The sequence below is a fragment of the Devosia sp. MC521 genome (assembly GCF_014127105.1).
Lineage (GTDB): Bacteria > Pseudomonadota > Alphaproteobacteria > Rhizobiales > Devosiaceae > Devosia.
The window spans coordinates 2,162,627-2,175,189 of the sequence record NZ_CP059902.1 but is presented as its reverse complement, the minus strand read 5'-3'; the positions used below and the strand labels follow the sequence as shown (position 1 = coordinate 2,175,189).

General features: G+C 56.1%; 7 protein-coding genes. 6 read left to right on the top strand and 1 reads right to left on the bottom strand.

Annotation, left to right across the window (positions count from 1 at the left end; translation table 11 throughout):
- Positions 1–205: 205 nt before the first annotated feature.
- The 4 genes from rplJ (at position 206) to rpoC (ending at position 9,965) form a co-directional block, all read left to right on the top strand.
- Complete coding sequence (rplJ, locus tag H4N61_RS10350; RefSeq protein WP_169194911.1) at positions 206–727, top strand: 50S ribosomal protein L10; 522 nt, start codon at positions 206–208, stop codon at positions 725–727.
- A gap of 58 nt (positions 728–785) precedes the next feature.
- Complete coding sequence (gene rplL, locus H4N61_RS10345) at positions 786–1,157, top strand: 50S ribosomal protein L7/L12 (protein ID WP_169194910.1); 372 nt, start codon at positions 786–788, stop codon at positions 1,155–1,157.
- A gap of 410 nt (positions 1,158–1,567) precedes the next feature.
- Positions 1,568–5,707 (top strand): DNA-directed RNA polymerase subunit beta, encoded by a 4,140-nt coding sequence (gene rpoB / locus H4N61_RS10340; protein WP_169194909.1) that lies wholly within the window; start codon positions 1,568–1,570, stop codon positions 5,705–5,707.
- A 76-nt stretch (positions 5,708–5,783) separates the two neighbouring features.
- Complete coding sequence (rpoC, locus tag H4N61_RS10335; protein WP_169194908.1) at positions 5,784–9,965, top strand: DNA-directed RNA polymerase subunit beta'; 4,182 nt, start codon at positions 5,784–5,786, stop codon at positions 9,963–9,965.
- Positions 9,966–10,030: 65 nt separating this feature from the next.
- Here the strand turns inward: rpoC and H4N61_RS10330 are convergent, their stop codons facing one another.
- The gene (locus H4N61_RS10330; RefSeq protein WP_182393919.1) at positions 10,031–11,140 is read right to left on the bottom strand and encodes an NAD(P)-binding domain-containing protein; all 1,110 of its coding nucleotides are present in this window, start codon (positions 11,138–11,140) and stop codon (positions 10,031–10,033) included.
- Between the two features lie 555 nt (positions 11,141–11,695).
- Here H4N61_RS10330 and rpsL point away from each other — a divergent pair.
- Together rpsL and rpsG are read left to right on the top strand one after the other, a co-directional pair.
- Positions 11,696–12,067, top strand: coding sequence for a 30S ribosomal protein S12 (gene rpsL / locus H4N61_RS10325; protein WP_035080811.1), 372 nt, complete (start codon positions 11,696–11,698; stop codon positions 12,065–12,067).
- Positions 12,068–12,081: 14 nt separating this feature from the next.
- On the top strand, positions 12,082–12,552 hold the full coding sequence (gene rpsG, locus H4N61_RS10320) for a 30S ribosomal protein S7 (protein ID WP_169194906.1): 471 nt from the start codon (positions 12,082–12,084) through the stop codon (positions 12,550–12,552).
- Positions 12,553–12,563: the final 11 nt, after the last annotated feature.

Genomic DNA, 12,563 nt, shown 5'->3' with positions numbered 1-12,563 from the left:
GTCCGCTTAATATCGAAAGATGCCAGCATAGATGGGGTGAGAACAATATTCGGTCCGAAAGGGCAGGGTGTGTTCGAACCAGGCCAGTTGCCCTGCCGGGCAGCGCGGTTGACAGGCGTTTAACCGTTGCTCCTCCCTTTTGGGGGAGGGCAGCAATTGGCAATGGCTCAGCATTTATCTGCTGAGCTTTATGTGGAGACTAGCCGTGGACAGAACGGAAAAGCGTGAGCTTGTCGCATCGCTTCAGTCAGCCCTTTCGGGCGCTGGGTCGATCGTACTCGCGCAGAACACCGGTCTGACCGTAGCTAATCTGGAGTCGCTTCGCCGTGAGGTGAAGACTGCAGGTGGCTACGTGAAGGTCGCGAAGAACCGTCTTGCCAAGCTTGCTCTTAAAGAAACCGATCACGCGGACATTTCGGCCCTGTTCACAGGTCCGATCGTCATCGCTTATGCGGAAGATCCCATGGTTGCGCCAAAGCTGGCGCAGAAGTTCGCTGACAAGAACGCAAAGTTTGTCGTTCTTGGTGGCGTGATGGGCCCGACCGCTCTTGACGCGAATAACGTCAAGGCGCTGGCGACTATGCCTTCGCTCAACGAACTGCGCGCAACGCTCGCTGGTATGCTCAAGCAGCCAGCAACCCGTATCGCGTCGGTTATCGTGGCGCCGGCTGGTGGTATCGCGCGCGTGTTGGCCGCTCATGCGGAAAAGAGCAACGAAGCAGCGTAACCCCATTGTCCCTTATGGGACTGGTTTGAACTAACACCTAATAAAGAGAGATTCTCAAATGGCTGATCTCGCCAAAATCGTAGACGAACTTTCCGCTTTGACCGTTCTGGAAGCTTCCGAGCTTTCCAAGCTTCTCGAAGAAAAGTGGGGCGTTTCTGCTGCTGCTCCAGTTGCTGTTGCTGCCGCTGGCGGCGCTCCAGCTGCTGCTGCTGAAGAAAAGACCGAATTCGACGTCATCCTGGCATCGTTCGGCGACAACAAGATCAACGTGATCAAGGAAGTTCGCGCGATCACCGGTCTCGGTCTCGGCGAAGCTAAGGCACTCGTTGAAGGCGCTCCAAAGGCCCTCAAGGAAGGCGTGTCGAAGGCTGAAGCTGAAGACATCAAGAAGAAGCTTGAAGAAGCTGGCGCAAAGGTCGAACTCAAGTAATCTGAGTTTACCCCTTGTATTTGGCGGGGTGGCGCTATATGTGCCATCTCGCCTTTGTCGTTTCTAATAGGGACGATTCGCTGAGCCGATTGGATGGGTTTCAGCGCTAATTTGCGGAAATATATGACGAATTTGGATGTCTCAGGCGCGTTTTAAGCCTTTGAAGACCTCGCCGTGGATTTCTCCACGAGCGGGGGATTGGCGTTTGTAACGAGCAATTGATCTACTTTTCGGGTCGAAAGTGGATTTTGAGATGTCTGCGGCCCAAAATTTTTGACTACCAAGGCATATATCCCGAGCGCCGACGGCTGATAGTCGGGTCTTTGGATATCTGCCTCCGAGACAAGCGAGGGCGTCTACCGGAATTTTGCGATCCGGATTGGTGCCCCAAAACATAAACAGGAGCGTTCATGGCTACCACGTTCAACGGCCGCCGTAAGGTACGCAAGTCCTTCGGCTCGATCCGCGAAGTCACGGAGATGCCAAACCTGATCGAAGTCCAAAAGGCTTCTTATGATCAGTTTCTTCTCGTTGATGAGCCTAAGGCTGGTCGTCCAGACGAGGGCCTTCAGTCGGTCTTTCGTTCGGTCTTCCCGATCACCGATTTTGCCAATACGGCAAGCCTTGAATTCGTTCGTTACGAATTCGAGCAGCCAAAGTATGACATTGATGAGTGCCGTGCGCGCGATATCACTTTCGCTGCCCCGCTCAAGGTCACGCTGCGTCTGATCGTTTTTGAAGTCGACGAAGAAACCAATGCTCGTTCCGTTAAGGACATCAAGGAGCAGGACGTTTACATGGGCGATATGCCGTTCATGACGTCCAACGGTACCTTTATCGTCAACGGTACTGAGCGCGTTATCGTCTCGCAGATGCACCGTTCGCCGGGCGTGTTCTTCGATCACGACAAGGGCAAGACCCACTCGTCTGGCAAGCTGCTGTTTGCTGGCCGTATCATTCCATACCGCGGTTCCTGGCTCGATATCGAATTCGACGCCAAGGATATCGTCTACGCACGTATCGACCGTCGTCGTAAGATCCCGGTTACTTCGCTGCTCAAGGCGCTTGGCATGGATGCCGAGGAAATCCTCGACACCTATTACACCAAGCTTGAGTACGAAAAGACCGAGAGCGGCTGGCGCGTTCCTTACGATGCGGAAAAGTGGAAGGGCGCAAAGCCAACCCACGACCTCATCGACGCGGCAACTGGCGACGTCGTGCACGAAGGCGGCAAGAAGCTGTCTGCGCGTCAGGCTAAGAAGCTGGCTGAAAACGGTCTGACCCACTTGCTGGCGACCGACGAAGACCTCTACGGCATGTATCTGGCCGAGGACATCGTCAACCTTAAGACCGGTGAAATCTACGCTGAAGCTGGCGACGAGCTGGACGAGAAGCTTCTCGTTAAGCTGGTTGACCTCGGCTATCACGATCTGCCGATCCTCGACATCGACCACATCACCATCGGTGCTTACATCCGTAACACCCTTGCCGTGGACAAGAACGAGTCGCGTGAAGACGCGCTGTTCGACATCTACCGCGTGATGCGTCCGGGTGAACCACCAACCGTCGAAACTGCAGAAGCGATGTTCCAGTCGCTGTTCTTCGATAGCGAGCGCTACGACCTTTCGGCCGTTGGTCGCGTCAAGATGAACATGCGTCTTGAGCTCGATGCTCCAGACACCATGCGCACCCTGCGCAAGGAAGACATTGTTGAAGTTGTTCGTACGCTGGTTGATCTGCGCGATGGTCGCGGTGAAATCGACGACATCGACAACCTCGGCAACCGTCGCGTTCGCTCTGTTGGCGAATTGATGGAAAACTCCTACCGCCTCGGTCTGCTGCGTATGGAACGCGCGATCAAGGAGCGTATGAGCTCTGTCGAAATCGACACCGTGATGCCGCAGGATCTGATCAACGCTAAGCCGGCTGCTGCTGCAGTTCGTGAATTCTTCGGCTCCTCGCAGCTGTCGCAGTTCATGGACCAGACCAACCCGCTTTCGGAAATCACCCACAAGCGTCGTCTTTCGGCACTTGGACCTGGTGGTCTGACCCGTGAACGCGCAGGCTTTGAAGTCCGTGACGTTCACCCGACCCACTACGGCCGTATCTGCCCGATTGAAACGCCAGAAGGCCCGAACATCGGTCTGATCAACTCGCTCTCGACCTTCGCGCGCGTCAACAAGTACGGTTTCATCGAAACCCCTTACCGCAAGATCGTTGACGGCAAGCTGACCGAAGACGTTGTCTACCTCTCCGCTATGGAAGAGGCTAAGCACTACGTCGCGCAGGCGAATGCTGAGTTCAATCCAGACGGCACGCTGATGCATGATCTGGTTGTGGCTCGCCACGCCGGTGACAACGGCCTGACACCGAAGGAAAACGTCGACCTTATGGACGTTTCCCCGAAGCAGATGGTTTCGGTTGCGGCATCGCTTATTCCGTTCCTTGAAAACGACGACGCTAACCGCGCTCTGATGGGCTCGAACATGCAGCGTCAGGCTGTGCCTCTGCTGCGCGCAGAAGCACCGTTTGTCGGCACCGGCATGGAGCCAATCGTTGCTCGTGACTCGGGCGCTGCTATCGTTGCCAAGCGTACCGGTATCGTCGACCAGGTTGACGCGACCCGTATCGTTATCCGTGCAACGGAAGAAACCGATGCGTCGCGTTCGGGCGTCGACATCTACAATCTGATGAAGTTCCAGCGTTCGAACCAGTCGACCTGTATCAATCAGCGTCCGCTGGTTGTTGTTGGCGACCACATTAACTCTGGCGACATCATTGCAGACGGTCCTTCGACCGAACTCGGTGATCTGGCTCTCGGCCGTAACGTGCTCGTCGCGTTCATGCCGTGGAACGGCTATAACTACGAAGACTCCATCCTTCTGTCTGAAAAGATTGCGATGCAGGACGTCTTCACTTCGATCCACATCGAAGAATATGAAGTTATGGCTCGCGACACCAAGCTTGGCCCAGAAGAAATCACGCGCGACATTCCGAACGTTTCGGAAGAAGCGCTGAAGAGCCTCGACGAAGCGGGTATCGTTCACATCGGTGCTGAAGTTCAGCCGGGCGACATTCTGGTTGGCAAGATCACCCCGAAGGGTGAATCGCCAATGACGCCAGAAGAAAAGCTCCTGCGCGCTATCTTCGGTGAAAAGGCTTCTGACGTTCGTGATACATCGCTGCGCGTGCCACCAGGCGACGCCGGTACTGTCGTGGAAGTTCGCGTCTTTAACCGTCATGGTATCGACAAGGACGAGCGCGCGATGGCTATCGAGCGCGAAGAAATCGAACGTCTGGCTAAGGACCGTGACGACGAACAGTCGATCCTCGACCGTAACGTCTACGCGCGTCTCAAGGAAATGCTGTTCGGTAAGGCCGCAACTGCTGGTCCAAAGGGCTATGTAGTTGGTACGCGCCTGAACGACTCCATCTTCGAAGCGCAGCCGCGCGCGAAGTGGTGGCAGTTCGCGGTTGATGACGACAAGGTCATGACCGAGATGGAAGCGCTTCATGCTCAGTATGAAGAAAGCCGCCGTCTGCTCGAACAGCGCTTCATCGACAAGGTCGACAAACTCCAGCGTGGCGACGAACTGCCTCCTGGCGTGATGAAGATGGTCAAGGTCTTTATCGCGACCAAGCGTAAGATCCAGCCAGGTGACAAGATGGCCGGTCGTCACGGGAACAAGGGCGTGGTTTCGCGCATCGTTCCAGTCGAAGACATGCCATACCTTGAAGATGGTACCTCGGTTGATATCGTGCTGAACCCACTCGGTGTTCCGTCGCGTATGAACGTGGGTCAGATTCTCGAAACGCACCTTGGTTGGGCTTGTGCCGGTCTTGGGAAGCGCATCGACAAGATGGTTCGCGAATATCACTCCAAGGGCGATCTCCAGCCACTGCGCAGCGAAATCAAGGAACTGTTCTCGAACGACGAACAGCTTCGCGATCTCGATGACGACGGTCTGGTTCGTCTCGGCGAGCACCTCTCGAAGGGTGTTTCCATCGCAACGCCAGTGTTTGACGGCGCGAAGGAACACAACATCGTTGAGATGCTGGAGCGTGCAGGTCTGAAGGCCTCTGGCCAGTCGACCGTCTTTGACGGCCGTACCGGTGAACAGTTCGACCGTCAGGTTACTGTTGGCTACATCTACATGCTGAAGCTCGACCACTTGGTCGACAACAAGATCCACGCGCGCTCGATTGGGCCGTACTCCCTCGTCACCCAGCAGCCGCTTGGTGGTAAGGCACAGTTCGGTGGTCAGCGCTTCGGTGAGATGGAAGTTTGGGCTCTTGAAGCGTATGGCGCCGCCTACACGCTGCAGGAAATGCTCACCATCAAGTCGGACGACGTGGCCGGTCGTACCAAGGTCTACGAAGCCATTGTCCGTGGTGACGATACCTTCGAAGCGGGCATTCCGGAAAGCTTCAACGTTCTGGTTAAGGAAATCCGGTCCCTCGGTCTCAATGTCGAACTCGACATGCGGGACAAGGACCTGGAAAACCAGGCAGAAGCGGAGCTCGCGCCTCCTCAGGAAGCGGCGGAATAATCCGGCACTTCCAATCCTAATCACCTTCCGTTCAGGCGCGTTAAAACGCTGCCTGGGCGGATAGAGGAGAGAACTGATGAACCATCATTCCCACGTTATGGACCCGTTCAACCCAGGGCTCCCCGTGCAGACATTTGATCAGATGAAAATCTCGATCGCGTCGCCGGAAAAAATCCTGTCCTGGTCGTACGGCGAAATCAAAAAGCCAGAAACCATCAACTATCGTACGTTCAAGCCTGAACGCGATGGTCTGTTCTGTGCGCGTATCTTTGGCCCCGTAAAGGACTACGAATGCTTGTGCGGCAAGTACAAGCGTATGAAGTTCAAGGGCGTCATCTGCGAGAAGTGCGGTGTTGAAGTTACCCTGAGCCGCGTTCGTCGCGAGCGCATGGGCCACATCGAGCTGGCAGCTCCAGTTGCGCACATCTGGTTCCTGAAGTCGCTTCCAAGCCGTATCGCGCTTCTGCTCGATATGACTCTGAAAGACATCGAACGTATTCTGTACTTCGAAAACTATGTCGTTCTCGATCCGGGTCTGACCCCGTTCACGCTGAACGAACTTCTTACAGAAGAACAGTACCTCGACGCACAGGACGAGTACGGTGCTGACAGCTTCACCGCCAAGATCGGCGCGGAAGCTATCCGTGACATTCTGCTGGCGCTCGATCTGGAAAAGATCGCTGGTGATCTGCGTGTAGAAATCGCGGAATCCACCACCGAACTGAAGCCAAAGAAGCTCGCAAAGCGTCTTAAGATCGTTGAGCAGTTCATCGTTTCTGGCAACAAGCCAGAATGGATGATCATGACCGTTATTCCGGTGATCCCACCGGAACTGCGTCCGCTTGTGCCATTGGATGGTGGTCGTTTCGCGACTTCGGATCTGAACGATCTGTATCGTCGCGTGATCAACCGTAACAACCGCCTCAAGCGCCTGATCGAGCTGCGTGCGCCGGACATCATTATCCGTAACGAAAAGCGTATGCTTCAGGAAGCTGTTGACGCGCTGTTCGATAACGGCCGTCGCGGTCGTACCATCACCGGTGCGAACAAGCGTCCGCTCAAGTCGCTCTCTGACATGCTCAAGGGCAAGCAGGGCCGCTTCCGTCAGAACTTGCTCGGTAAGCGCGTCGACTATTCGGGTCGTTCGGTTATTACCGTTGGTCCATACCTCAAGCTGCACCAGTGCGGTCTTCCAAAGAAGATGGCTCTGGAACTGTTCAAGCCGTTCATCTACTCGCGCCTTGAAGCCAAGGGCTTTAGCTCGACCGTCAAGCAGGCCAAGAAGCTTGTTGAGAAGGAAAAGCCAGAAGTCTGGGATATCCTGGAAGAAGTGATCCGCGAGCACCCGGTTCTGCTGAACCGCGCTCCGACCCTTCACCGTCTGGGCATTCAGGCATTCGAGCCGATCCTGATCGAAGGCAAGGCAATCCGTCTGCACCCACTCGTTTGCTCGGCGTTTAACGCTGACTTTGACGGTGACCAGATGGCTGTGCACGTTCCGCTGTCGCTTGAAGCGCAGCTGGAAGCACGCGTTCTGATGATGTCGACCAACAACATTCTGCACCCAGCGAATGGTCAGCCGATCATCGTGCCGTCGCAGGACATTGTTCTGGGCCTCTACTACCTCTCGCTCGCTAACGACGGTGAGCCAGGTGAGGGCATGGCGTTCGGCTCTTATGCTGAACTCGAACACGCGCTCGACAATGACGTTGTCACGCTCCACACCAAGATCAAGGCCCGCGTGCCGGCTTGGGACGAGAATGGCAAGGAAATCACCGAGATCGTGGACACGACCCCGGGCCGTATGCTCATCGGTCAGATCCTGCCGAAGCACCCAACCGTTCCGTACTCGACTGCAAACCAGTTGATGACGAAGAAGATGATCTCGAAGATGATCGACACCGTGTATCGCGGTTGCGGTCAGAAGGAGACCGTCATTTTCTGTGACCGCGTCATGCAGCTTGGTTTCAAGAACGCATGTGACGCCGGTATTTCGTTCGGTAAGGATGACATGGTTATCCCGGCCGCGAAGTACACCATGGTTGATGAAACCCGTAAGCTGGTCGAAGAATTCGAGCAGCAGTACAACGACGGTCTCATCACCCAGGGCGAAAAGTACAACAAGGTTGTCGACGCCTGGGCAAAGTGCGGTGACAAGGTTGCCGAAGAGATGATGAAGGGCATTGCTGCCGTTCAGGTCGACAAGGAAACCGGTCGTCAGAAGCCGATCAACTCGGTTTACATGATGAGCCACTCGGGTGCTCGTGGTTCACCAGCACAGATGAAGCAGCTTGCTGGTATGCGCGGCCTTATGGCTCGTCCAGACGGCTCGATCATTGAGACGCCGATCACCGCGAACTTCAAGGAAGGCCTCAACGTTCTTGAGTACTTCAACTCCTCGCACGGTGCTCGTAAGGGTCTTGCTGATACCGCGTTGAAGACCGCGAACTCGGGTTACTTGACCCGTCGTCTCGTGGACGTTGCTCAGGATGCGATCATTGTGGTCGACGACTGCGGCACCGAAAAGGGTCTGACCATGGAGCCCATCGTGGACGCCGGTCAGGTCGTTGCTTCGATCGGTCAGCGTATCCTTGGTCGTACGACTGCGGATGACGTGTTCCACCCGCTCACCGGTGACCTCATTGCTCCGAAGGGCATTCTGCTCGACGAAAAGCACATCGAGATCATCGAAGACGCGCGTATTCAGTCGATCCGTATCCGTTCGCCACTGACTTGCGAAATGCGTCAGGGTTGCTGCGCGGCCTGCTATGGTCGTGACCTTGCACGCGGCACTCCGGTCAACATGGGTGAAGCTGTCGGCGTTATCGCTGCACAGTCGATCGGTGAACCAGGCACTCAGCTGACCATGCGTACGTTCCACATTGGTGGTACGGCACAGGTTGTTGACAGCTCGTTCCTCGAGTCCGGCGCTGAAGGTAAGATCGAAGTTCGTAACTCCAACCTTGCTAACGTCGCAGACGGCAAGCAGGTGGTTATGGCTCGTAACGTTGCTCTCGTTATCGTTGATGGCGAAGGCAAGGAACGCGCAGTCCATAAGGTTGCTTACGGCTCCAAGCTTCTGGTTAAGGCTGGCGACAATGTTCGTCGCGGCCAGCGTCTGGCTGAATGGGATCCGTACACCCGTCCGATCCTAGCTGAAGTTGAAGGCGAAGCGCAGTTTGAAGACCTGAACGACGGCGTTTCCGTTGCGGAAAACACCGACGAAGCAACAGGCTTCACCAAGCGCGTTGTTATCGACTGGCGCGGCAATCAGCGTGGTGAAGGCCTCAAGCCTGCACTCGTGATTAACCGTGGCGGTTCGGTCGCTAAGGTTGAACGTGGTGGTGACGCTCGTTACCTGCTTTCCGTTGATGCTGTTATCAACGTTGAGCCAGGTGAAAAGGTCTCGCCAGGTGACATTCTTGCTCGTATCCCGCTCGAAAGCGCGAAGACCAAGGACATCACCGGCGGTCTGCCACGCGTTGCTGAACTCTTTGAAGCTCGTCGTCCAAAGGACCACGCTATCATCGCCGAAATCGATGGTACGATCCGCTTTGGCCGCGACTACAAGAACAAGCGTCGCATCATCATCGAGCCAAACGAAGACGGTGCAGAAGCCGTTGAGTACCTGATCCCGAAGGGCAAGCCATTCCACCTCCAGGAAGGCGACACCATCGAAAAGGGCGAATACATCCTGGACGGCAACCCAGCTCCACACGACATCCTTGCGATCAAGGGTGTTGAAGAACTGGCTCGTTACCTCGTGAACGAAATTCAGGAAGTGTATCGTCTGCAGGGCGTTCTGATTAACGACAAGCACATCGAAGTGATTGTTCGTCAGATGCTGCAGAAGGTCGAAATCGTCACCCCAGGCGACTCCGGTCTCCTGAAGGATGAACAGCTCGACAAGCTCGACTTTGATGAACTCAACGACGCGCTCGTTGCCGATGGCAAGAAGCCAGCGACTGCTAACCCAGTTCTGCTCGGTATCACCAAGGCATCGCTGCAGACCCGTTCGTTCATCTCGGCCGCTTCCTTCCAGGAAACGACCCGCGTGCTGACCGAAGCTGCCGTTTCCGGCAAGGCCGACCTTCTCGAAGGCCTGAAGGAAAACGTGATCGTTGGCCGTCTGATCCCAGCCGGTACCGGCGCAGGCCAGACCAAGGCGAAGCTTATTGCGCAGAAGCGCGACGAGCTGATCCTGGAAGAACGCCGTCGTCAGGCAGAGACAGCAGCAATTGCTGCTCCGCGCCGCTAAGCGACAAGACATTGAATAGGAAAGGGGCCCTTCGGGGCCCCTTTTTTTGTCTCTGCCGTTTGAACTCAGGGGGTGGGAGGCTGCAAGCCGAGGTAGTCGATAAGCTCGCGCGTGGCTGCGGCGCCGGCGCGGTTGGCCCCTACGGTTGACGCCGAAGGGCCATAGCCAACCAAATGAATACGGGGATCTTTGGCCACTTGGGTGGCGAGACGGCCGGTCATGACAATGCCGCCGGATTGTTCGCGCAGGTTCAGGGGCGCGAGATGATCAAGCGCTGACTGGAAACCGGTGCACCATAGGATGGTATCGACAGCGCGCTCTTGCCCGTCCGCCCAGCGGACGCCGGTGGGGGTAATCTCAGAGAACATGGGAAGGCGGTTGAGTACGCCGCGCCGCTGCAGGGCTTCGACGGCGGGGGTGACGGGTAAGCCAGTCACCGATACGACGGCCTTGGGAGGAAGACCCTGACGCACGCGATCCTCGACCATGGCGACCGCAGCGCGGCCTGCGGCTTCATCAAACGGTCTTGTAAGGAAGCGAGGCGATGTGCGGGTAACCCATGTGGTTTGGGTGACTTGCGATATCTCGTCGAGCAACTGGATCGCTGAAATGCCGCCGCCGACGATAAGAACATGCTGGCCGATAAAGCGCTCAGCGGTTTTATAGTCCTTGGTGTGGAGTTGGGTGCCTAAAAAGGTGTCAGCACCGGGGTAGGGCGGGATATAGGGCTTTTCCCAGGTGCCGGTGGCGTTGATGATGCCCCGGGCGGAGAGTAGGCCTTTGTCGGTTTCGACACGAAAGCGCTCGCCGCGGTCGCAGACCACTTGCACTCGTATGGGACGCACAACCTCAAGATCAAAACGGGCTTCGTAAGCCGTGTAATATGCGGGTACGGCTTGTGCAGCTTGAACCGTTGGGCCACTGGCGAAAGCGCCGAACTGCATGCCCGGCAAGTCGTGAACCCGATTGACCGTCGAGAGGGTGAGTGAGGGCCAACGGTGTTGCCAAGCGCCGCCAGGGTTGGGGTTGGCGTCTAAAACATAGAAGTCGCGACGCGCCACATAGCCCATGCGGGTGAGATGATAAGCAGCACTGAGTCCAGCCTGCCCAGCGCCGATGATGACAATGTTTGTTTTTAGGGCCGTATTCGGGCTGCGGGGCAGGGGAGCGATCATAGCGACATTTGAGCGCAAATGATTTGAGAACGCGAGTGGGTTGATCCATTTTGCGTGTCAACTTTCACCTCGAGGTAACGCCTCAACCAGGTGTGAACAGATGGGAAGTGCGCGGGAATTGTGGAGTTGTTAACCCTAGCGAAAAAATCGTTAATGCAATTTCGTGTTTGTTGCCGAACGGTTTTTACTTAATCCGTCCGGTTCCTGAAAAGCCTCTTGACCCGCTGAACCCCTGGAAACGCATAGCTTCCCTTCGAGTTGTTCAAGAAAGAATCCTTGACGGAGCGAGTCATCGGCTCTAAACAGCCCCTACCTTAGCGGTCGGTCGTGATTGTCACACCGGGTCCCTGCCACCTAGCGCGGGAATCCAGGGCAATCAAACACACTGTCGGGTATTAGACGAAGTAAATCCTTGTGCGCATGACTGCTGCCTGTAATAGGGCGGGTGGTCCTCTGCAACTGAGGCGCTGCCGCATCCTTAATGGGGTGAGGTGGGCGTCGCTTTGGTTTGCTTGTGTTGACCGTTTATAAATTTGGACCAATGGAAAGAGCGCAATGCCCACCATTAATCAGCTGATCCGCAAGCCACGCGCCAGCAAGCCAAAGCGGAACAAAGTTCCCGCCATGGAAGCGAACCCGCAGAAGCGTGGCGTTTGCTCCCGTGTGTACACGACGACCCCAAAGAAGCCGAACTCGGCACTGCGTAAGGTTGCCAAGGTACGTCTCACCAACCAGCGCGAAGTGATCTCCTACATTCCGGGCGAAGGTCACAACCTGCAGGAGCACTCTGTTGTTCTGATCCGTGGCGGCCGCGTACGCGACTTGCCAGGTGTTCGTTACCACGTGCTTCGCGGTGTTCTTGATACGCAGAGTGTCAAGGATCGTAAGCAACGCCGTTCGAAGTACGGCGCGAAGCGTCCGAAGTAAGGAGTATTTGAGTCATGTCCCGTCGCCACCGTGCAGAGAAGCGTGACGTTATTCCGGACCCAAAGTTCGGTGATCTCGTCGTCTCCAAGTTCATGAATTACCTGATGCTCGACGGCAAGAAGTCCGCCGCCGAATCCATCGTCTACGGTGCTTTTGACATCGTAGAAACCAAGACCAAGCAGGATCCAGTCACCGTGTTCCACGGCGCTCTGGACAACATCCGTCCGGCTGTTGAAGTTCGTTCGCGTCGCGTTGGCGGTGCTACGTACCAGGTTCCTGTCGAAGTTCGTGCTGACCGTCAGCAGGCTCTGGCCATTCGTTGGCTCATCGAGTCCGCTCGTAAGCGCGGCGAAAACACCATGCGTGAGCGTCTTTCCGGCGAACTCATGGATGCTATGAACGGCCGTGGTCAGGCCGTTAAGAAGCGCGAAGACACGCACCGTATGGCTGACGCCAACCGTGCATTCTCGCACTACCGCTGGTAGTAGGAACCGAT